Source organism: Bacillus sp. FSL R5-0523, assembly GCF_037975295.1.
GTDB classification, from domain to species: Bacteria; Bacillota; Bacilli; order Bacillales; family Bacillaceae; genus Bacillus; species Bacillus subtilis.
In genome coordinates this window covers 496183-517505 of record NZ_CP150251.1, presented here as the reverse complement: position 1 = coordinate 517505, position 21323 = coordinate 496183, and the positions used below count along the sequence as shown (strand labels likewise).

The window sequence follows — 21323 nt, the reverse complement described above, 5'->3', positions numbered from 1 at the left end:
TGAAAACAAAAAAAGTTGCTCTATTTGAGCAACCTGCAAATATGTCTAAAAATCAATGAGTGCCAAACTGATTTGTAAGGCTTCATCAACCTTATCCATCATTTCATCATCCAGATGAGTAATCTTATCCGTTAACCTTTGCTTGTCAATCGTCCGAATTTGCTCCAGCAAAATAACGGAATCTCTTTCAAAACCGTAGCGTTTTGCATCGATTTCGACGTGGGTTGGTAATTTCGCTTTCTGTATTTGTGCTGTTATGGCTGCAACAATAGCAGTTGGGCTGAAGCGATTTCCGATGTCATTTTGGATCACTAAAACCGGGCGCACCCCGCCTTGCTCTGAGCCAACAACAGGAGATAAATCAGCAAAATAAACATCGCCGCGTTTCACAATCAAATGATTATCCTCCGCTGACTAAGCGCTCAACTGTCGTTTCAGCCTCGCACTCCGCAAAGTGAGCCTCAGAAGAAATATTCAGGTTGATTTTCGCCATTTCCATATAGCCGCGTCTCATCAAATCACGGTTGTGACGAGTTGTTCGTTCGCTGACATACGCTCTCACTGCTTGTGATATCAGTTCGTTTCTGCTTCGTTTCTCCCGCATCGCTACACCATCCAATTCAGCTACTAGGTTTTCGGGCAAGCTGATTTTCATTTCGGTTCTTGCGCTGGATTCAGACAAAAAACATACACCTCCACCAAACTTACGGATACGACTCTTTTATCCATCCAGTGATAATGATACCATTATTCACTCTTCAAGCAAAGCTGTTTTATGAATTCTCCATTTAGGTAAGTTAATTGCTTGTATTTACCTGCAATAAAGGATTTCTTACTTCCATTATACTCCCATTTTCCAAAAACATACGGGGAACACGGGAACTTATTGTACAGGCCACCTCATAGTTAATGGTTTCGAGCCTTCCTGCAATCTCATCCATGGAAATATATTCATCCCCCTGCCGGCCTATTAATGTGACTTTTGTGCCCGGCGGATATTCCTGATCCAGCTCCACCATAAATTGGTCCATGCAAATTCGGCCGGCAATTTTCAAGCGTTTTCCCTTCACAAGGATGTCAGTCCCTTTCAATTTTCGGAGCCAGCCGTCCGCATAGCCTACAGGCACCGTCCCGATCCATGTGTCTTTTTCCGCTGTGTACTCGGCTCCGTAGCTGACGCTCTCGCCTTTTCTGATCAGTTTGACATGCGACAGCGTCGAATGCAGGGTAAATGCCGGACGCAGCTGAAACGGTATCTCGTCCGAAATGTCAGCAGACGGACGAAGGCCATACATGCCGATGCCGAATCTGACTGCATTAAAAAAGCCTTTTTTCAGCCGGAGTCCGGCGGCGCTGTTCGCGCAGTGGACCATCAGATTCCTTAACGGCAGCGGAGCAATCAGCTCTTTAAAGCGCTCAAACTGCATTAAGAAATAGCCTCTTTCTTTTTCATCCGCTGTCGCAAAATGGGTAAATACCCCTTTGCACTTTAAACGAGGGTTGCGGTCAAGAATGGCCATCACGTTCTGAACTTCTTCCTCTGTTTTTACACCAAGCCTGTTCATCCCCGTATCGACCTTCAGATGAAAATGAAGAGAACCTTTTTTCGTGTGGCGGGCTGCCTCCTGAAGCCATTCAACAGAATAACCTGTTAAGGTCACGTCATACTCAGCAGCGATTGCCACATACTCCGGGGGAACCGCGCCAAGCACCAATATAGGCGCCTTCAAGCCCTTTTTGCGCAGTGAAATCGCTTCATCCAAAATAGCCACAGCCAAGCATGAAGCACCTGCGTCAAGAGCAGCCTTTGCTGTTTCTGCATCACCATGCCCGTAGGCGTTTGCTTTCACAACTGCCATCAAGTGGACATGTTCACCGATATGTTTTTTCATATTGCTGACATTTTCCTTTATCGCGGACAAGTCAATTTCCGCCCACGTATCTCTGTAAAAAGGTTTTGTGCTCATTACGACACTTCCTAGCTTTTATTCAATATCATTTACATATCATACTAAAATTAAAGGCTAAAGGGAAACGATGTCTAACGAAAAAAAGGCCAAATCATGTTTGGCCTTTGGCGGTTATTTCGATGATTGTCCCTGCATGCTTTTCGCTACTGTCACCATTTCCTCTTTAGAAAGATCTTTAGAAGAGAGAAGGTAATCTACGCCGTCATATGTCCATGACAATGATGCATCCGACAGGGCGCCGATGGTGTAGCCGAGATTTACCGGTTCGCCGTTCAGCGTAACGGAGGAGGAAGCCTTGGCAATCTGGGCTTTTTCCTGAATTAACGTAAATGATTTTTCTCCTCCGTACGTCATGATGATGCGCTTCCCGTCTTCAGTAGATAGATCTTTTTCTTCAAGCAGCTTGACGCCAAGCGGCAGTTCCAGCGGCGTTTTGACCGCGAATGTATCGGAAGGCTTTGCGCTTGTGGCAACATCCATTTGAGAAAGAGTCATATTTTTCTTTTCGTCAAATGATTCTTTATCAAATTGTTTATTAAATTCAAAGCTGCTGAATTCTACTTTGACCATCACTTTCCGGTCAGTATCCATCACTTTGACAGATGACGGGCTCATATCTTTTTTGTTAAATGTGATTTCTTGCGTCGGCAGCATTTTGTTATGCTGATAGTTTGTTTTTGTTTCGAATACGTATTTCTTTTCTTTCGCTGTGAAAACTGCATCCGAATCGTTTTGAACATCCTTTACGAGCGATTCAAACAGATAAACCTGGCTGCTGTTGTTCGGCCAATCGCTTTGAAATCTGAAGCTCTTATTTAAAGACGGCGTGAGAACGAATACTCCGTTTTCATTTCGTAAAATGACTTGGTTTTGGTCCTTTTTCGGATTTTCTAAATAAACCCTGTACAGAGACGGCTTTTTGTGCCAGATTTCCACATTGTATACTTGAGGCTCACTCCCTGTCTCGATGGTCATTTTCGCTTTTGCTTTGTACGAGGTGTATTCTTTCGCCTTTTCATCTAACCCGGCCACAATATCTTGCTGTGTTTTTTGCCCGCAGGCAGAAAGAATAAGAACAGCAAGCAGTCCCGTTAAAAGCAAAACAAAGCTTTTTCTCACCTTTTTCAACCCCTTTTTCTCAATTGATGTAAAAGGAAGAAATCGCTTGTTTGACTTTAACGGTACGCTCGGTACACGTTTAGGCAGAACAGATGCGTACCATAAAAGCCTCAAACAACTTGTCTCCCTTAATGCACTATCAAATATATGAGTGGGGTTTCCCTAATATGCAGACTAGCTTGACAACCTTTCAATCACAACCTGCGCGGCAGCGTATTCTTTTGTATGAGTGATCGATACGTGAACGGCAGCCTGGCTCAGTTTCGTGCAAATGATATAGGGCTTGCCATTTTGGTCTTTCCTAATTTCAATGTCCTGAAAGCTGAGCTGCCTCCCAATGCCGGTGCCAAATGCTTTCGAGAAAGCTTCTTTTGCCGCGAATCTGCCCGCGAGAAATTCAATTTTTCTTTTCTCTGAAAGCTCATAGTATTGGTCAAGCTCGCTTCGCGTCAAAATCCGCTCGGCAAATCTTTTCTGGCGCCCAGCCATAGAGGCGATCCGTTTAAGCTCGGTAATGTCCAGCCCAATGCCGTAAATCATGTATGATAACCTCCTTTGCGTACGTACTATTTAAATGGTTTGTCTCATAAACGTGTTACTATAGATATACCAAAATGAAGAAAAGGGGCTCGGAATGTTTATACGGACTGAAAATTTTCAAACATTTATCAGGCTTTACCCCGTTGTCACCTTTATATTGGCTTTGCAAGCTGTTCTCTGGCTGTTTTTTTCACTTCCTGCCCATTCAGTCGTGTTATGGAGGGATACCGTCACAGGCTATAATCTAGGTGTCGCAAACGGTGAATGGTGGCGGCTGGTCACACCGATTTTGCTGCACGCCGGTTTCACACATCTGCTGTTTAATTCCATGTCCATCTTTTTATTTGCCCCGGCTTTGGAACGCATGCTGGGAAAAGCGCGTTTCCTTCTTGTATACGCCGGCTCCGGCATCATCGGCAATATTGGCACTTATGTTACAGAGCCGCTTGATTACGTGCATGTCGGTGCTTCAGGCGCCATTTTCGGGCTATTCGGCGTGTACCTGTTTATGGTTCTTTTTCGCAATGAGCTAATAGGGCAGGAGCATTCCAAAATGATCATCACACTGCTCGCATTTGCCGTTCTCATGTCGTTTATCAACTCCAATATTAACATGATGGCCCATCTGTTTGGACTATGCGGAGGGTTTCTTCTTTCGTTTTTATGCGTGCAAAAAAAAGAGCGGCGGTATTAACCGTCCGCTTTTTCATATGAGTACCAGTTTAAAATGAAGGCTGCATCCTCTTCACCTACATCCCTCACCGTTAATTCTTCCATATGGCTCGATGATTTCACCGAAGTAGAAATGGTATACAAGCGGCCTTTCTTTTGGAAATAGGATTGGCTGAACTTGCAGACCTGCATTCGTTTTTTCAGTACAATGGCGGTTGTTCTGCCTATAAATCTAGACGTCAGCTGAAGACGGTCCCCGTTGATCGTCCATGCAGCCTCTTTATACGCGAGATAGCCGAAGAACAATTCTATCGGCAGCAGGATCACTGACAGATAGCCCCATGGCTGAAAGAAGATACATAACGGGATGATCAAAAAGAGTGAAAAAATGACAGAACGGAACAAATAGCGTTTCAACGCGCGCCGCGGCAGGCGGCGGCAGTTTTCTTCCAGCGTATATTCCGGTGTAAATGTTCGGAGCATGTGCGGAAGCTTTTTTTTATGAATCATTGGAAAGAGAATGGTCAAAGCGCCTTCTTCTTTTTCCCGGTCGCCGCCTCCTGCGCTGACGATGGACACCGTTACAAAGCCGAAAAGCTGGCGAATGATATTTTCTTTGATTTTAATGGCTTGTATTTTTCGCAGCGGAATCGTGACTTGATGTTTTTCAATAATTCCCCTTGAAATCACCAGTTCCTGTTCTTTTTTTATGATTTGAAAGTTTGCGTATCTAAACATCATGCCCGCGATACTGAAAATCCAGGCGATAAATAAACCGATAAAAATGAGTACCGCGTAAATACCAATACTGGCGTGCTGAAGGAAGGAAAATTTATCGAATAACCAATCCATTGGCAGCACTTCATCAAGCTGGGAAATAAGTGCAAATACAGCGGAGATAATGACTCCGATTCCGCCGGAGGTAGAAGCGGCCATGAGCAATTCTTTCGCGTTCATGCGATAGTGCTCTTGCACCTCAACGGCCGGAACCAACTCCTCTTCAGCTTCAAGCCGTTCTTCATCAAGTTCATTTTCTCGTCTTTGCGCTTTTTTCTTAAAGACAGCTTCTTTGATGCGTTCGGCTTCTTCAACAGAAATAGCAGAAAGAACGGCTTCTGCCTCCTTGCCTCCGCCTGCTGTTTCAATTTGCAGCTTCACAAGCTTAAAGATTTGCTGGACAAGGCCCGCGCTCGTATTCATTGTTTGAATCCGATCAATCGATATGTATCGCTTTTTCGTAACAAATAAGCCTTCTTCAATTCTAAATTCATCATTTTCAATTCGATAGGTAAACCTTCTCCATTTGATAATGCTTGCCGCTACAAGCCAGATGAACAGCACACCGAGCGCAATGGCTCCGTAAAAACGGACAGTATGGTTTGAATTGACAATATACACAAAAAAGAATGGCAGAATGATATTTTTTATCGTTTGAATAATGGTATGGCATAAATTCAAAATGACTGCCGCCGGGTGCAGGCGTTTCGGTTCAGACATCATCGTCAGTCACCCTCGCCAGACGGGAAATGGAGTCTCTCAGCCGATCCGCTTCCTCCATCTCTAAAGCGGGGATCGAATGAACGGTCGCGGCCGTGGAAATTTTCACCGTTGCCAGGTTGTATCTTTTTAATAATGGCCCTTGTGACGTATCGACGTGCTGAACTCTGACCATCGGAACAATCACACGTGTCACCACAAAAATACCTGACTGAATATCTATTTCATGTTCATGGACTTCATATCGCCACACCTTATGACGGACCTTCGGAATGATAAAGATCGTCACAATCGATCCCAGCAGCCAAACCGCGCCGAGCACGCCGCTGATCCAGTACGGCCAATGAAAATAATAGCTTAACATTGCAACTGCAATGACAATAAGCAAGCAAACAGCGGATATGATGATCTCTTGAAGTCGCCAAACCTTTAATCCGTCTGGACTGATTTGGTTTTTTGGCTGCTCTCTCAAAAATACCTACCTCCCTTTTTTTCGTCGTTATTTATACGTCTCTTTTACAGAAAGGTTTCATTCTTAAGCATACAGAGAAAAATGGCTTCCGTCAGCTGAAAGTTTGCTGAATAACAAATCGCGAACATAAAAAAGCCCAAAACATCATGTTTTGGGCTCTGAATCGATCAATTAGTAAGATTTTTTCTGGCGTCTGTCACCTGAAGAACGGCGATCGTTTGAACGCTTTTTGTCATAGGAAGAACGGTTGTTGCTTTTCCCTTTTCCGCCGCGGTAGCCGCCGCCTTGACCGTCTCTGCGTTTAGAAGAGCGCTGGTTCTTGTAGCGTTTGCTGACCATCGGCGCTTCGTCTGTTAAGCGAACCGGTGTGTCGTCTGGCTCTTTTGTAGCCATTTTGATAGCCGCCGCAACCACTGTTACTGCATCATGATCTTCAAGCAGCTCAGCTGCCGCTGTCATGTAGAAGTTCAGGTTGTTTTCACTGATTGTTGTGCGAAGACGTTCAACAGTAACCTGTTGCTGGCCTTCTAACGCTTCATCAAGTGTAGGCTCCTTCATGCGGTCCATTTTGCGTTTTGTTGTTTGTTCAATTGCGCGAAGCATGCTTTTCTCACGCGGTGTAATGAACGTCATCGCCATACCTGTTTTTCCTGCACGGCCCGTTCTTCCGATACGGTGAACGTAGCTTTCAGGATCTTGAGGCACGTCGAAGTTGTATACGTGTGTGACACCTGAGATATCAAGTCCGCGAGCGGCAACATCAGTTGCGACTAGAACTTCGATTGCGCCTTCTTTAAATTTACGAAGCGCAACCATACGTTTCGCCTGCGTTAAGTCACCGTGAATACCTTCAGCTGCATATCCGCGAAGGTTCAGGGCTTCAGCCAGCTCATCGACACGGCGTTTTGTACGTCCGAATACGATCGCAAGCTCAGGAGACTGAATATCAAGAAGGCGAGTCAGTGTATCGAATTTTTTGCGTTCTTGCACTTCCAAATAGAACTGCTGAATGTTAGAAACCGTCATTTCTTTCGCTTTTACTTTTACGTGTTCCGGCTCAGTCATAAAGCGCTCTGCAATGCGTTTGATCGGCGCAGGCATTGTGGCAGAGAACAGAAGTGTCTGATGCTCGCTTGGCACGTTTGAAAGGATAGATTCAATATCGTCAATGAATCCCATGTTCAGCATTTCATCCGCTTCATCCATTACAACGGTATTTACATTGTTTAAACGAATTGTGCGGCGGTTGATGTGGTCAAGAAGACGTCCAGGTGTTCCGACAATGATATTCGGATTCTTCTTTAACGCCCGGATTTGCCGTCCAATATCCTGTCCGCCGTAAATAGGAAGAACCTTCGCACGTTTATCTTGTCCGATTTTATACAATTCTTCAGATACTTGAATGGCTAATTCACGGGTTGGCGCGATTACGATTGCTTGAATATTAGGAGACTCGGGGTTAATTTTTTCAACAAGGGGTATACCAAACGCAGCTGTTTTACCTGTACCTGTTTGCGCTTGTCCAATGACGTCTTTATTTGAAAGTCCGAGCGGTATTGTTTGTGCCTGAATCGGTGTTGCTTCTTCAAATCCCATACGATTAATTGCTTTCATGAGATCAGAACTTAAATTAAAATCTTGAAACGTTATAGTCAAATTATTCAAACTCCTTCTAATTGCTGTTTCAGTAATGTCGTGATTTACCACTTATAAAACTGCCCTTTAGACAAGAAGGACAGGATCCATCCGTATACAAAGCCCGAATTACTTTAAGTTTTATCTTACCATTACACTATTTGTTTTTCAATAAGATGAGCAGCAGATCGGCATCTCGAATATGCCGGCTGCTGCTCCATCCGCTCCCAAGAATCCAGCGGAGAACTTCGGGTCACGATGAAAAGTCCGGACGAATATGTTCGTATCGCGAAATAACCTATATATATTGTATCATAGCCGCAGCCGGCCAGATATACATAATTTTCGGCCGGCATACATTAGTGTTTGCATATCATGTTATTTTATGATGCAATATGCGTTTTTTCGCAAAATATTTTCTTATGAAAGCGGGCTCTCTATTAAATCTTTAACGATTTCTTCAAGCTTCATACCTCTGGACGCTTTGAATAAAATCAAATCGCCTTTTGATGCGTTTTCCTTCACAGCTTGGAGGAGATCTTTTTTCTCAGTGTAATGGCTGACGCGGTCTTTCTCAAAGTGTTTCAGGGCGCCTTCCGCGATAAAAGCTCCCAGTTTTCCGTACGTAAAGACGCGGTCGATCTTCTCAGGGCTGATCACAGCGCCGCACTCTTTATGGAACGTTTCTTCAAGATCGCCGAGTTCAAGCATATCACCGAGCACGAGCATTTTTTTGCCGTAGCCTTCGAGGCTTTCTGTCAATTGAATTGCAGCTTTCATGGAAGTCGGGCTCGCATTATAAGCGTCATTGATTATCGAAAGGCCGCTGTCTGTTTTGATGAGTTCAAGTCTCATCCCGGTTACCTTTAGGCCGCTCAGTCCTTTTGCCGCATCCTCAGGCGTGATGCCAAAATAAGCCCCTGCAGCAATTGCAGCCATGGCGTTCATCACATTGTGCTTGCCGAGTATTGGAATAAAAAACGTTTGTTCTATCCCTTTGATTGTAAAATGGGTTCCTTCCTCACTCTGGCTGACATCCTGAAGCTGATAATCATTATGCGCTCCCGTACCGTACGTTTTCGTCTGGCAGCTGTATGCATTTTGAAGGAGCGGTTCGTCCCCGATATAAATCAGCACTCCGTCTTCTTTAAGCCCGTTAATGATTTCAAGCTTCGCCTCCGCGATACCCTCTCTAGAGCCAAGGTCTTGCATATGCGATTCGCCGATATTCGTAATCACTGCCGCATCCGGGTTTGCCAGTCGGCTCAAGAGGTCAATTTCTCCTTTGGCGCTCATTCCCATCTCCAATACGGCGATCTCCGTATTTTCAGGCATCGCTAAAACTGTCAGAGGCAAACCGATATGATTATTGAAGTTTCCTCCAGTTTTGTGGACACGGTACTGGGTCCCCAATACGGCGTGAATCATATCTTTTGTTGTCGTTTTGCCATTGCTTCCGGTTACTCCGATGACACGCGTGCCAAGCTCCTGCAAATAGGCTTTTGCAAGCTGCTGAAGTGCAGTAAGGGTATCGTCCACTAAAATGACGGCGTGATTCTCGGGCGGATTTGGTTCTGACCGATCCCAAAGAACAGCCGCTACACCAGCTTCAAAAGCCTGCTCCACAAAAGTGTGGCCGTCAAAACGTTCCCCTTTCAGCGGAATGAAGAGCTGATGTTGTTCCAGTTTTCTTGTATCGGTCGCCACTCCATGAATGACTGTTTGTTCATATTGCGGATTTGTTAGTGTGCCATTAACCATTTCGGCAATGTTTTTTACTGTTCGCTTAATCAAGTAAGGTCCCTCTCTTTCTTTTGTATATACGGGAAAAAACACTGCCCTTTTACCGGCAGTGTCCTTCTTCATTAGAATGTATGCTTAATCAATTGTTTTTCAGCGTGGCGTTCTTTTGCAAGCTCCACAAGCTGTTCAATCAGGTCAGCATATTCCACTCCGGCTTCTTTCCAGAGCAGCGGGAACATGCTGAAAGGTGTAAAGCCAGGCATTGTGTTGACTTCATTGATCAGAACTTCGCCGTCAGCTGTCAGGAAAAAGTCCGCTCTGACGAGTCCTGAACCGTCGATCGCTTTAAACGCTTTGATCGCCATATCACTGATTGTTGCGTATTCCTCATCAGACACAATCGCCGGAATCATCAGATCAGTATCTCCATCCTCATATTTCGCTTTGTAATCGTAGAAATCTGTCTTCGGTGCGATTTCTCCCACAACAGAGCATTTAGGATCATCATTTCCAAGAACGCCGATCTCAATCTCGCGGCCGTTAATTCCTTCTTCAACGACGACTTTGCGATCATATTGGAAAGCAAGCTCAAACGCTTTTTGCAGTTCTTCACGGTTTCGGCATTTGCTGATTCCGACACTTGAGCCGAGGTTCGCCGGTTTTACGAAGCAAGGGTAGCCTAATTCCTGTTCAACCTGCTCACAGCTTTCTTTCGGAGAACGAGTCCAGTCTTTCTTAAGGAAAGCTGCGTATTTAGCCTGAGCAAGGCCGGCCTGAGCAAATAAATGTTTCATGACAACTTTATCCATGCCAGCTGAGGAAGCAAGCACTCCGTTGCCGACATAAGGAATGTTCAACAGCTCGAGCATTCCCTGGATCGTACCGTCTTCTCCGTTCGGTCCGTGGAGGAGCGGGAATACGACGTCGATGGCTTCATTTTGCTGTGACGCTTCCTGCGGAAACATCTCCTGGTTCAGGGCAGCTGGAGAAAAAGCACTGCCTCCTTGCTCAAATTGAAGCATTTTCACGTTTGAAACAGGCTCAGTTAAACGGGCGCCTCTAACCCATTCGCCTTTTTCTGTTATATAAATCGGATGTATATCAAACTTCTCAGTATTTAGCGCTTTGATTACAGCCAGAGCTGTCTGCAGGGAAACATTATGTTCTGCCGACTTTCCTCCGTACACTAATCCTAGACTTGTTTTCAATGGATACTCCCCCCACTACAATTCATCTTTACTATCTTATCATTTTCACCGGAAAATGATCTAATTATTTTTGGGCATGCTGATGTTGAATGCATTTGTATGTAATTCCTTTTTATTTTATATTAAAATGGCATTGAAAAGGAGATGTGACATATGAAAAAAATCACAACAAACGAACAATTTAATGAACTGATTCAATCCGCTAAAGAAATCATTGTAAAGTTTTATGCTGATTGGTGCCCAGACTGCACACGCATGAATATGTTCATCGGCGATATTTTGGAAGAATACAATCAAAACGATTGGTATGAGCTGAATAAGGACGAGCTTCCTGACCTGGCTGAAAAATACCAAGTAATGGGCATTCCCAGCCTGCTTATTTTCAAAAATGGTGAAAAAACAGCTCACCTTCACAGCGCCAATGCCAAAACGCCTGAAGAAGTGACTGAATTTTTATCTGAACATATAAGCTAATTCGTTAAACAGCCTTATTTTATGTCGTCAGGCTCTACATGAACATGAACATGAGTGACATCGTGTTCATGTTTTATTTTGTCTTCTACTTCATCCGCCACTCCATGGCCTTCTTCTACTGTAAGCTTCGGATCAACCGTAATCACCATCTCGATATGAACTGTACTGCCTAAATACCTCGCTTTCACATCCTTTAGGCGATGCACATTTTCGATCCTGCCGACGGTCTGTTTGTAAGGCTCAAGATCTTTTAAATGGAAGCCGTCTGTTAAGGAATGTGAAGCGTCTTTAAAGATATCCCACGCAGTTTTGCAAATGATGATGCCGATGATAAAAGCCGTTACCGGATCAATCCACGGCAGCTTCAGCTGGGACGAAAAAACACCGATAAACGCGCCGGCACTTACAAAAGCGTCTGACCTGCTGTCCTTTGCCGCTGCCATCAGGGCAGAGCTTTTAATGGCCGCTGCCAGCCTTTTGTTATATAAATAGATGCCATACATAAACACAGCACTGCCTAACGCCGTCCATGCCGCGATAAGATTTGGCGTTTCCGTTGTGCCGCCCGCAATCGCTTTTCCTCCGTCGATTAACACTTCAATGCCGACTGCCATCATAATAAAAGACGCAACAAGAGACGAAATTGTTTCAGCCCGATAATGGCCGTATGGATGATCGCTGTCAGCCGGTCTTTGAGAAATCCGCAATCCTATGAGCACTGCTACTGACGCAACAATATCTGTTCCATTATTTAACCCGTCTGCTCTCAGTGCTTCAGAATGATATAGAATCCCAATGACTAGCTTTACAACAGAAAGAATGACATATGCAAAAATATTGAGGAGCGCCCCTTTTTCTCCCTTTTTCAGATTTTCTGTCCACTCCATTGAATACCAGCCTCCATTCTATTACATAGTATGGTTCAAAACATGAAAAATAGCAGGACGCGTTCAATGAAGCGGGACATTTCGACAGCAAATTATTGCCCGGGAAACTTTTTGTCGATTTGTTGAATGTTTGTAAATTGGCCAAGAATAGGACTGTTTTCATCTTTACAGGCGATTGCGGACATTGTATACTGAAGTTAATTGATAATGATTATCAATATCGCTTGATTGGAGGTTGGTGACACAATGACACCTCAGTCTGCAGAAATCAGAAAAAAACAGCTCATTCATCTGTTAATACAGAATGGTATATACAAAAAGTCAAAGCGTCATCTGTATGAATTGTCGCTGACGGAGTTAGAAAGTGAATACAACCATGTCAGGAGGGCGCCGGAGCATGCCGAAGCGTAAAGTGAAAACTTACCAACAGCTGATCCAGGAAAACAAAGAGGCGATTATGGGCAATCCAAAGCTGATGAACGTTATTTATGACAGAATTGACCGCAAGCATCAAAAAAATCTGCAGGAGCAAAACAATACATAAAAAGAGCCGGCTAGGCTCTTTTTTTTATGACTCAAACGCTTCAGCCGCCAGCTTGTGTATCACGGCGTCATCCATCGGCGGGTTGTGAAGACCAGCGCGCACATCACGGTAATAGCGCTGAAGCGGGTTGGTTCGTTCCAGGCTTTTGGCCCCGACAATTCTCATCGCTTTATCAACAACAGACAGCGCAGCGTTTGTGACGATATGTTTCGCCGCACCGAGCTCGCTTGTCAAGTGTGGCCGGCGCTCCGGATCGTCATACAATTGAGCGATATGGAAAAGAAAGTGTCTGGCATTGAGCAGTTCAAGCTCCATCTCGCCTGTTCTTTGCTGTACGGCCGGGACATTCTTGATCGGTCCATTCAAACTGTTTGGAGAATACTCAGATGCGAATTGAACTGCATAGTCACGCGCAGCTTGAGCCACACCAAGATAAATCGCCGGAATATGAAGCAGCCAGCCATTCGGCTTAGCTCCACGAGGCCCTTGAAGCAATTCGACCAGCTTATTCTCTTCAAGCATGACTTCGTTCAGTACAAGATCATGGCTCCCTGTCGCCCGCATCGCCATCATATCCCACGTTTCTTCAATCGACAAGCCGGGATCATCTTTATGAATGAGAAACACGCCTGTTGTTTGTTTGTCTTCAATCCATGCGGTTACTAAAAAATAATCCAGAGCTTGTGACATCGTCGTAAAGGTTTTTCTCCCGTTCACTGCCCATTTGCCATCCTTTTTGACGGCGTGTGTACCCGGACGCCCTCCTCTTGTCGGGCTTCCGGTTTTCGCTTCAGTCGCCGCCCTGTTAATGACGGCTCCGTTTTGGACTTCCTTGGCAACAAATGCAAATACGTCTTCATCCCAGCTGTTGCCTTCTCCAAGCTCCCCGATCACGCTCAAATGCCAGCCGATGCTAAGAGCCGTCGGAGCATCTCCCCGTGCAAGCCGTTCTTGAAACAGGAGCATATCGTAAACAGAAATGCCCCCTCCGCCATGAGATGCCGGCAACGTTAATGCTGTATACCCAGCATCACGCAGTTTTTGTATTTTCTCTGCAGGAAAACGTCCCTGTTCGTCATCTTCAGCAGCTGTTTGCTGAAATTCATCCGCAATCCGTCCGATTTTCTCCATCCATTGCCGCTGTTGATCGTTTTGTATAAATAATGACATCCGGCAGCCCCCCAAGTTTTAATTCCGATAAATTTAATATGTATTATAGATTTCCTGCCATTTTTCCGCAACTGTTAATCTTTTTGTCCAGTATAGAAAAACACGCCGTTCCCCAAGGGAACAGCGCGATTACACAGGATTTGCATCCCGGTCTTGTTTCATGCCGAGATAAATCAACATATATGTCAGGTAACCCATCGTCATCACCAGGCCGCCAAAGAAAAAGCTTGAGAAAATCGGCTCTTCAAAAGCGGTCACTGCGGCCAACACAATCCAGCTGGCATACAGATAGATGATAAAATAGCGGATGCCCGTCTTCATTTTATATATCATGTACAGTCCCACGAGAGAAAACAACCCAAGCGCGAGCCTGAAATAAACAAGATGTTCAAACTGAAACATGAATGACACAAATGAGAATCCAAGCAGCAATACAATCGGTAAAGCGGTAATAAAGTTCCTCAATCGAGACACCTCCGTCAGTACCTTTAGTATAAACCAAAATATCACTTGATATTGATTTACGTGAGCTTTTTCACAAAAATGTCATTCCTTGCCTTTAGACCCGAACATCCCGTTTACAGAAGCACCACCAGCCAACAACGATGAAGAATATGGCATGTATGATGAGAATGCCAATTGAAAACAATGGCGTCATGCCTGAAAACAACGCTGTCTCTCCGCTTCTGTATTGCGTAAAGTCAGTGTTCGCAAAAAGCAAAAAGCTGCCCCACTTGTTTTCAAACAACTTCATGAGCTGAACAAGTGTACTCGCTCCGTATAAAACGACAAAAGAAACAACAACTGCTACCGCGCTGTTGCGGAACAGCGAAGAACAAAGCAGCCCGAATAATCCCATCATTACAGCTTCAAGCCAGTTTGACCCGATCAGCGCCAAAGTGTTGACCAGCAATGTCTTTGATTCCGCAGTCACCGATGTTCCAAAAAACACGAGACCGAATAATAATGCCAGAATGTAGTATGCCAGATACAAATAGAAGCTGACCATCACGACTGTGATTAATTTTGACCAAAAGACCTTTTGGCGTTTAACCGGACGAATGAGCAAAAATTTGATCGTCTTTTTATCAAATTCCATCGAAACAATTGTTGCTGCAATTACGATCGTTAAAGCCTGCAGCAAAATGTTCAGGCTCGGTGTATACGATAAATAGCCGATGAAGTTTTCATCTGTCCCGGCACTGATGACAATCCGTTTAATGATCAATGCCATGAAGAATTGAAAAACAGCCATCAGGATAAGGGAAACCAAAGTGACCTTCCGATTAAAAAGTTTCATATGTTCATTCCAAATTAATTTAGACAAGCTCTTCTCCCTCCTCTTGATGAGCTGTTGTCGCTTTTATAAATTCGTCTTCCAGTGACTGCGTGTAAGGCGTAATGGAAAATACATTCAGATCTTGTCCGACAAGTGATCGGTTCAGCTCCGGTATGTTTTCTTTTGCCACCTCAACTACAATCGTCCCGTCTTGGCTCTCAGCTTGATATTGATTGCCTGTAAGCCAATTGAGTGCTTTTTCTTGCGGCTGCACTTCTATAATCGCTTTTTCTGTGGTTTGATCAGTTCCTTGTAAGCTGACTTCCGCTTTGATCTCACCTTTTTGAATGATGATGACACGGTCGCACAAGTCTTCAACCTCGCGCAATAAATGAGTGGCGAACAGGACAGCTGTTCCTTCCATTTCTGCGAGTTCCTTAATATGATCGCGAAAATCCTTCATCCCCGCAGGATCGAGGCCGTTTGTCGGTTCATCTAGAATGAGAAGCTTCGGCCGGTGAAGAATTGCCTGGGCGATTCCCAGACGCTGGCGCATCCCAAGGGAATAGGTTTTCACCTTATCATGAATCGCTGACGTCAGCCCGACACGTTCCACCACTTCATCAAGCCGTTCATCCGCTATTTTTTTGTGCATATTCGCAAAGTGCTTGAGGTTTTCCCAGCCTGTCAGGTACGGATAGAACTCAGGGTTCTCAACAATCGCTCCAACCGCTTCCATCGCTTTTTCAAACTCTGTATCATGCTGGAATCCGCTGATTGTCACGCTTCCGCTATTTTGTTTCAGCAGCCCGACGATGATACGGATGAGTGTTGTTTTTCCGGAACCATTCGGACCGAGCAGGCCGATGATTTCACCCTCCATGACGTCCATGTTGATCTGTTTTAAAATCTGTTTAGACCCAATCTTTTTATCGAGGCCTTCAATATGTAAAATCGGCTCAGCCATAAAGCCTTCCTCCTTTTTCGACAAAAAATAAACAGTGCCCAACATTAGGCACTGTTTGTATTATAGCATTTGTTGCTTCCAAATGTTTGGTTAAACCGATGATGAGCGTTTGCTCCGACTGTTTGTTCTTTTCAGTTTCTGTACTGATGACAGGCATTGTCACCTGTTGTGTTCACCACTGTGCGAAGCAATGCCAAGCTCCGATTCCGAGTCTTAATTCCATGCCTTGAACAGGCAAGCCGGCAGATCGAGGCACACTCATTATTCGATTTTAAACTACATTTTATCGCTATTCTCTCGGGGTCCTTTAGACCTATCTTCCTTGTTGGTGACATCCAGAATATCAAGGAGAAACACAAAGATCGGAATCCCGATAATTAAACCCCAAATGCCGAAGAAGTGTTCAGAGAAAATAAGTACTGTGAAGGTGAAAAAGATTGGCAACTCTGTTTTCGCCGACATCAGCTTCGGATTTAAGAAATATGTTTCGATCGCATGAATGGCAAATATGACAAGAACAATGTAGAGCACATACATTCCACCGCCAGTGCTGTAGGCGATAATGCTGAGCGGAATCAGGGAAATGACGACGCCTGCTACAGGGATCAATCCAAGGAAGAACACCATAATCGACAGCCCAAACAGCTGCGGAAAATGCATAATCCAAAGCGCGATAAACGTCAGAATACAGTTGACGAGCGCAATGATAAATTGAGCCTCGAGCACCTTGCCGAACGTTCTTGCAAATTTGCTTCCGAAAAAAGCAATTTCCTCATAAAAGACCCTCAGTTTGCTCGTTTTAAATTTCGCCATGAATTCAGAAAGCCGTTTTTTCTCAAATAAGAAAAACATGCTGAGAATGAGCGCCATCACGACCTGCAAGCCGAATGTGCTGATATCGGCCAGATACGTATACACTACATTGAAGCCCTCTTTGACATATGAACTGATGTTAATATCACCGAAGACACTGGTGATCTCATCAAAGAAAGGGATGCTGTCAGGATGATACGCAATATGTTTAATCTGCTTTACCAGCTGCTGGATCTGCGCCGCGACGACCGGATAAAACACAAAGCCCCCGACTGTAAGCAGCACAGCCAGCAACATGTAAAGAAACGTAATGACAACCCGCTGGCTCACGCGGAAGAACTGGCTTACAAACTGCCGCACGACAAGCTCCAAACGATCCATTAGAAATGTGAAAATGAAGGTAAGCAATATTAAGTTGATCATGCTCTTAAATAGATATAACACACCAGTTAACACGACAAAGATGGAGAAACGCCTTACTCCCGGGTGCTGAAAAAATTTAACTAAAGCGGCCATTTATACACTCCTGTTAGGACAAACGTCCTTCATTCAATATAGTATCCATTTGTAAATTATATAACAAAAAAATGCTGAGGTCTCTGTCCTTACCTTAATAATTCTTAAACAATTAAAAAAACGGCCCCATGGATGGGCCGTTCTTTTTTCAGACTGCTGTTTTCATTTTTTTCATGCCTTCCACAGCCTCTACGCTTTTTGCTTCATCAAATTCATTTTCGCTTTTGGCAACAATGATCGTGGCGATTCCGTTTCCGATCAGGTTCACAATGGCTCTTCCTTCACTCATGAAACGGTCAACCCCTAGCAGGAGTGCAAGACCCTCCAGCGGAATGACCTGCAGCGCTGACAGCGTTGAGGCAAGGACGATAAATCCGCTTCCCGTCACACCTGCCGCTCCCTTCGATGTCAGCATCAGAACGAGGATAATCGTAATTTGCTGGCCGATGCTGAGGTCTACTCCAAACACCTGTGCCAAAAAGACAGTCGCCATTGATAAATAAATGGATGTGCCGTCGAGGTTAAACGAATAGCCCGTCGGAATAACAAGCCCGACAACTGATTTGGAACAGCCGTAGCGCTCCATTTTATCCATCATACGCGGAAGCACCGATTCGGAAGAGCTTGTGCCAAGCACGATCAAAAGCTCATCCTTAATGAAGCGAAGGTAATTCCACAGGCTGAATCCGTAAAGCTTGCAGATGATATTTAAAGCAACAAATACGAACAGGAACATCGTAATATAAACAGACATCATTAAGCTTGCCAGCGGTTTGATGGAATCGAGCCCGAAGTGTCCGATTGTATACGCCATCGCCCCGAATGCTCCGATTGGCGCGGCACGCATAATGTAGCCGATAATTTTGAAAAAAACGTGAGAAACCTTGTCGAAGAAATCAATGACGCTTTTCCCTTTTTCACCTAATGCCGCAAGACCCACTCCGAAAAGAATAGAAAAGAATAAGACCTGCAAAATGTCCCCTTTTGCGAAGGCATCAACCATGTTGGATGGAACAATGTGTGTAACAAATTCAATCCAGTCGATCCCCTGACCGCCATTTTGCGTGTATTGTGATACATCTCCCTTTTCAAGCTTGCTGTAATCAAGACCCGCGCCCGGCTTCATAATATTGACAACAAATAAACCGATAATGAGTGCGAGGGTGGTGACAACCTCGAAATAGATAAACGCTTTTCCCCCTACTTTTCCAACCTTCTTCATATCGCCCATTTTTGCAATCCCGAGAACGATTGTGAAGAAAATAATTGGTGCGATCACCATTTTAACAGCGTTGATAAATGTATCGCCAAGCGGTTTCATTTCTTTGCCGACATCCGGCCAGACCAGCCCGACAATGACCCCGATGATGACCGCGGTTATGACCTGAACTGTTAAATTTTTAAACAGTTTCATATCCTTCATCCCCCTGTCCTATTCGCCTTTTGTGTCTTTCTTACTAGAATGATAGCGTTTTCATACAGTCTGGGGAAGTTTATGATCATAACGGACATTTTGGTCTTTTTGGTCTCAGGTTTATCCTTTTAACACGTAGCGGTTGACCGGCCGGCCGACTCCGCCATATTGAACGTCCAATTTGATGATCCCGGTTTTTTCTAAGTAATCAAGATATCGTCTGGCTGTCACTCTGGCGATGCCGAGCGCCTTGGCGACCTCTTCAGCAGAAAGGGATGCGGTTTGCTGTTTCAAAAAAGCAGTGACTTCATTCATCGTGAAGTGATTCAACCCTTTCGGCAGATCCTGTACGGCCTGCTGCGGAATATTCAGGATCGCATCAAGCTGTTCCTGGGACAGCGTATCATTCGCTTCGATTTTTTGCTTATATTGCTTGTACTTTTCGAGCGCCTGTCTCATTCGCTCAAGCTTAAACGGCTTTAAGATATAGTCAACCGCCCCGTTTTGCAGCATGAGTGAGATCGTTTCCTTGTCTTTTGCAGCGGAGACGACAATGACATCCACTTCAAGCTTTTGCTTTCTGATCTCCTGCAAGGTCTTGATGCCGTCTTTTTTCGGCATGTACACATCGAGAATGACGAGATCCGGCTGTTCTTCTTTAATCAGCTTCATGCCTTCCTCTCCGTTTCCTGCCGTTGCACAGACAGTAACGCCTTTAACAGTTGTAATGAAATCCTTATTGACCTCTTGAACCATCGGATCGTCTTCAATGAGCAGAACCTTCCATTCTTTACGAGCCATGCTGTGCTTCCTCCCCCTTCATTGGAAAAACGATAGAAAAAGATGTCCCCTGCCCCGCATGTGAATCAACTTCTATCGTGCCCGATCCTTTGTCTATGATTTGTTTCACTAGATACAGGCCATAGCCTGTGCCGCCAGTTTTATTGACCGTAAAACCTTTGTCGTAAAGGCGAGGCATATGTGCCGGATCAATTCCGCAGCCGTTATCTTCTATTAAAATAGCGAGGATATCATCTGTTTGTTCGATACTAATGTCAATTCGTTTGTCTTCAGATTGAACGGTTTCAAATGAGCCGAAGGCATTTTCAATCAGATTCCCCAAAAGCACCACAATATCATGCTGATCAACATGCTCGGGAAATTGCTGAAGACTGCTGTTTTCATCTATATGAACAGCAATGCCGAGCTCTCTCCCCCTTCTGATTTTACTTAAAAGAAGGCCTGCCGCAGCGTCATTTTGAATCGAGCGGTGCAGAAATTCAGTCACATTTTCCTGCTCAGTTGACGCCTGGAATGCAAGCTGCAAGGCTTTTTCAGATTTCCCCAGCTGGATGAGACCGGCGATCGTGTGCAGCTTATTCATATGCTCATGGTTTTGGACACGGAGCGCCTCCACAAAGTTTCTGACACCAGTCAATTCCTCTGCCATCTTGGCCGCTTCCGTTCTGTCCTGAAAAATCGCAACGGCGCCGATCACTTTTTTCTTCATGACGATCGGAATTCTGCTGCTCATGATGACTTTTCCGCTGACACGAATTTCTTCATTATAAACCGCTTTGTTCCGCTCCACGATTTCGGGCAGGCGCGAATCCTTAAGAACCTCCCAAATCACCTTGCCGATCAGATCCCCCTGCACTTCAAAGATCTGTTTCGCTTTTTCATTGAAGATCGTAATGATGAGACGATTGTCAATGGCGATCACCCCTTCATTCATCGAGTGAAACGTCGCTGTCCGTTCTTCATACATTCGGACAATCTCATGGGGTTCAAGCTGAAACATTTGTTTTTTGATATGGCGGGCCAGCAAAAAGGAACCAGCAAGGCCAAAGCCGAGTGTCAGCACAACGATGAAGGCGATATCACGCTTTAAATGAAGCAGGATGTCAGCGATCCCCGGCAGCGTTTTTCCGACAAGCACCACACCTATTTGGTTCAGGTCTTGATCCTTAACCGGATAAAAAGCGCGAACCGCCGTGCCGAGCTCGCCCTTTGCTTCAGAGAAATAAATGTGCTCCGCAAACGCTGCCTCCTCGTCTGCACCTTCTGATTTCTTGCCGATGCTTGTGCTGACAGGATGCGTATATCGGATGTGATTCATATCCATGACGACAATATAGTCTGCTTCATTAATCATCCTGATTTCTTCAACCGCATGGCGAACAGCTTCTGTTTGTTTTTTTCGCGCCAAGGCTTCTTTCACTTCTGTCATCTCTGACACCGTCCGGGCCGTATTCATCAGCCGCTTTTTCAGCTCCCGCTCCTCTGTATGCTGAATGTTGCCGATGAGCACAATGCCGCCGATCAAAAAGGAGAAAATGACGAGTATATAGGATAAGATCGTGATTTTCCAACGGATTGAGAGCTTCTTTTTGTTCATCAGCT

23 protein-coding genes are annotated in these 21323 nt (G+C 44.8%); 4 read left to right on the top strand and 19 right to left on the bottom strand.

All coding sequences use genetic code 11. From position 1 onward, the window contains the following. Positions 1–45: 45 nt before the first annotated feature. From ndoA to acpS, 5 genes are all read right to left on the bottom strand, one after another. Entirely contained in the window at positions 46–396 is a 351-nt protein-coding gene (gene ndoA / locus NYE53_RS02640) for a type II toxin-antitoxin system endoribonuclease NdoA (RefSeq protein ID WP_003156187.1), read from the bottom strand. Between the two features lie 4 nt (positions 397–400). Then, complete coding sequence (gene endB / locus NYE53_RS02635) at positions 401–682, bottom strand: type II toxin-antitoxin system antitoxin EndoAI (protein ID WP_003225183.1); 282 nt, start codon at positions 680–682, stop codon at positions 401–403. A gap of 115 nt (positions 683–797) precedes the next feature. Further along, positions 798–1967 (bottom strand): alanine racemase, encoded by a 1170-nt coding sequence (gene alr, locus NYE53_RS02630; protein ID WP_339247096.1) that lies wholly within the window; start codon positions 1965–1967, stop codon positions 798–800. Positions 1968–2081: 114 nt separating this feature from the next. After that, a complete protein-coding gene (locus NYE53_RS02625) occupies positions 2082–3098 on the bottom strand; it encodes an outer membrane lipoprotein carrier protein LolA (RefSeq protein WP_080030712.1) in 1017 nt (338 codons plus the stop codon). Positions 3099–3263: 165 nt separating this feature from the next. Continuing rightward, complete coding sequence (gene acpS / locus NYE53_RS02620) at positions 3264–3629, bottom strand: holo-ACP synthase (RefSeq protein WP_015252768.1); 366 nt, start codon at positions 3627–3629, stop codon at positions 3264–3266. A 94-nt stretch (positions 3630–3723) separates the two neighbouring features. Here acpS and NYE53_RS02615 point away from each other — a divergent pair, with 94 nt between their 5' ends. Then, on the top strand, positions 3724–4323 hold the full coding sequence (locus tag NYE53_RS02615; protein ID WP_339247093.1) for a rhomboid family intramembrane serine protease: 600 nt from the start codon (positions 3724–3726) through the stop codon (positions 4321–4323). Here the strand turns inward: NYE53_RS02615 and NYE53_RS02610 are convergent. The 5 genes from NYE53_RS02610 to NYE53_RS02590 form a co-directional block, all read right to left on the bottom strand. After that, entirely contained in the window at positions 4320–5801 is a 1482-nt protein-coding gene (locus NYE53_RS02610; protein ID WP_339247091.1) for a PH domain-containing protein, read from the bottom strand. The two genes, NYE53_RS02615 and NYE53_RS02610, sit on opposite strands and share 4 nt — an antisense overlap. Then, positions 5791–6270, bottom strand: coding sequence for a PH domain-containing protein (locus tag NYE53_RS02605; protein WP_251187211.1), 480 nt, complete (start codon positions 6268–6270; stop codon positions 5791–5793). Before NYE53_RS02605 ends, NYE53_RS02610 begins: the two co-directional genes overlap by 11 nt. A gap of 171 nt (positions 6271–6441) precedes the next feature. Further along, entirely contained in the window at positions 6442–7926 is a 1485-nt protein-coding gene (gene cshA / locus NYE53_RS02600; RefSeq protein WP_003246685.1) for an ATP-dependent RNA helicase CshA, read from the bottom strand. A 399-nt stretch (positions 7927–8325) separates the two neighbouring features. Continuing rightward, positions 8326–9699, bottom strand: coding sequence for a UDP-N-acetylmuramoyl-tripeptide--D-alanyl-D-alanine ligase (murF, locus tag NYE53_RS02595; RefSeq protein WP_339247088.1), 1374 nt, complete (start codon positions 9697–9699; stop codon positions 8326–8328). A 71-nt stretch (positions 9700–9770) separates the two neighbouring features. Continuing rightward, on the bottom strand, positions 9771–10856 hold the full coding sequence (locus NYE53_RS02590) for a D-alanine--D-alanine ligase (RefSeq protein WP_042977094.1): 1086 nt from the start codon (positions 10854–10856) through the stop codon (positions 9771–9773). A 153-nt stretch (positions 10857–11009) separates the two neighbouring features. Between NYE53_RS02590 and NYE53_RS02585 the strand changes: the two genes are divergently transcribed. Further along, a complete protein-coding gene (locus NYE53_RS02585; protein ID WP_339247084.1) occupies positions 11010–11330 on the top strand; it encodes a thioredoxin family protein in 321 nt (106 codons plus the stop codon). Positions 11331–11344: 14 nt separating this feature from the next. Here NYE53_RS02585 and NYE53_RS02580 read toward each other — a convergent pair whose 3' ends face one another. After that, complete coding sequence (locus NYE53_RS02580; protein ID WP_339247081.1) at positions 11345–12217, bottom strand: cation diffusion facilitator family transporter; 873 nt, start codon at positions 12215–12217, stop codon at positions 11345–11347. 246 nt (positions 12218–12463) lie between these two features. On the opposite strand from NYE53_RS02580, the gene NYE53_RS02575 reads away from it, so the two are divergent. Further along, positions 12464–12628, top strand: coding sequence for a Fur-regulated basic protein FbpA (locus tag NYE53_RS02575; RefSeq protein WP_014478893.1), 165 nt, complete (start codon positions 12464–12466; stop codon positions 12626–12628). Beyond that, on the top strand, positions 12582–12761 hold the full coding sequence (fbpB, locus tag NYE53_RS02570) for a Fur-regulated basic protein FbpB (protein ID WP_072592579.1): 180 nt from the start codon (positions 12582–12584) through the stop codon (positions 12759–12761). The genes NYE53_RS02575 and fbpB overlap by 47 nt, the downstream gene beginning before the upstream one ends. Before the next feature lie 24 nt (positions 12762–12785). On the opposite strand, the gene NYE53_RS02565 is transcribed toward fbpB, so the two are convergent. The 8 genes from NYE53_RS02565 to dctS all read right to left on the bottom strand — a co-directional run bounded on the left by NYE53_RS02565 (position 12786) and on the right by dctS (position 21318). After that, positions 12786–13931 (bottom strand): acyl-CoA dehydrogenase family protein, encoded by a 1146-nt coding sequence (locus tag NYE53_RS02565; protein WP_339247079.1) that lies wholly within the window; start codon positions 13929–13931, stop codon positions 12786–12788. 129 nt (positions 13932–14060) lie between these two features. Then, entirely contained in the window at positions 14061–14396 is a 336-nt protein-coding gene (locus NYE53_RS02560) for a hypothetical protein (protein ID WP_003225151.1), read from the bottom strand. A 94-nt stretch (positions 14397–14490) separates the two neighbouring features. Continuing rightward, positions 14491–15258: an ABC transporter permease gene (locus tag NYE53_RS02555; RefSeq protein WP_015715273.1), complete on the bottom strand. Its 768-nt coding sequence runs from the start codon at positions 15256–15258 to the stop codon at positions 14491–14493. Further along, entirely contained in the window at positions 15251–16177 is a 927-nt protein-coding gene (locus tag NYE53_RS02550) for an ABC transporter ATP-binding protein (protein WP_100506710.1), read from the bottom strand. The genes NYE53_RS02555 and NYE53_RS02550 overlap by 8 nt, the downstream gene beginning before the upstream one ends. A gap of 276 nt (positions 16178–16453) precedes the next feature. Then, positions 16454–17506, bottom strand: a complete 1053-nt coding sequence (locus NYE53_RS02545; protein WP_015252777.1) for an AI-2E family transporter — start codon at positions 17504–17506, stop codon at positions 16454–16456. 148 nt (positions 17507–17654) lie between these two features. Next, positions 17655–18920 carry a C4-dicarboxylate transporter DctP gene (gene dctP, locus NYE53_RS02540; protein ID WP_014475862.1) on the bottom strand — a complete coding sequence of 422 codons (1266 nt, stop codon included), beginning with the start codon at positions 18918–18920 and terminating at the stop codon, positions 17655–17657. Between the two features lie 120 nt (positions 18921–19040). Continuing rightward, entirely contained in the window at positions 19041–19721 is a 681-nt protein-coding gene (gene dctR / locus NYE53_RS02535) for a two-component system response regulator DctR (RefSeq protein ID WP_003234347.1), read from the bottom strand. Then, positions 19711–21318 carry a two-component system sensor histidine kinase DctS gene (gene dctS / locus NYE53_RS02530; RefSeq protein ID WP_033883548.1) on the bottom strand — a complete coding sequence of 536 codons (1608 nt, stop codon included), beginning with the start codon at positions 21316–21318 and terminating at the stop codon, positions 19711–19713. The genes dctR and dctS overlap by 11 nt, the downstream gene beginning before the upstream one ends. Positions 21319–21323: the final 5 nt, after the last annotated feature.